At 54.0% G+C, this 645-nt stretch carries 1 protein-coding gene; it reads left to right on the top strand.

Going from position 1 to position 645, the window contains the following annotated elements; genetic code table 11:
* Positions 1-570, top strand: a 570-nt coding sequence (locus tag E1180_RS00110) for a flagellin (protein WP_208996745.1), incomplete at its 5' end; no start/stop codon positions are given.
* Between the last annotated feature and the right edge of the window lie 75 nt (positions 571-645).

Below are 645 nucleotides of genomic sequence, written 5' to 3' on the forward strand. Positions count from 1 at the left end.
ACCGCATCCTTCGCGGTAGGTGATACACTCACTCTGACGGATGGAAACGGCTTCGAGCTCGGCTCTTTGGAAATCGAAGACGACACCTCAGTCGATGATCTGCAAACCTTTCTCAATGACTTTGATGGCGTTGATGCGGACTTTGACACCACCAGCGGTCGGATCAACATCGAGTCCGAAGTCACACTGTCCCTGACAAGTGATGGCGCTGACTTTGCCACAAATGACTTTACCGCCAACTCAACCGGCGTGTCCTTGACGGCTCTGAGTGACTCTGGATTTGCTTCAGATACGGACATCAACCGCACAGTAACCCGCTTGAACTCGGCATTGTCGAACCTGCGGACCCAGGCTTCGGAATTCGGTACCAACCTGTCCATCGTGGAAAATCGTCAGGATTTCACTCAGAACCTGATCAACACATTGGAAGAAGGCGCCGGCCTCCTCACCCTGGCAGACACCAACGAAGAAGGCGCAAACCTTCTGGCCCTCCAGACACGGCAGCAGCTGGCGTCAACGTCACTGTCTTTCGCGTCTCAGGCCGATCAGAACGTCCTGCGTCTGTTCTAAGCCAGAAGGCGAACGAACCAACGCAACAACTTTGGAGAAGGCGGGCAGAAAGCCCGCCTTTTTCTTTTTCTCACA

The organism is Roseibium denhamense (genome assembly GCF_009711415.1).
Classification (GTDB): Bacteria; Pseudomonadota; Alphaproteobacteria; order Rhizobiales; family Stappiaceae; genus Roseibium; species Roseibium denhamense.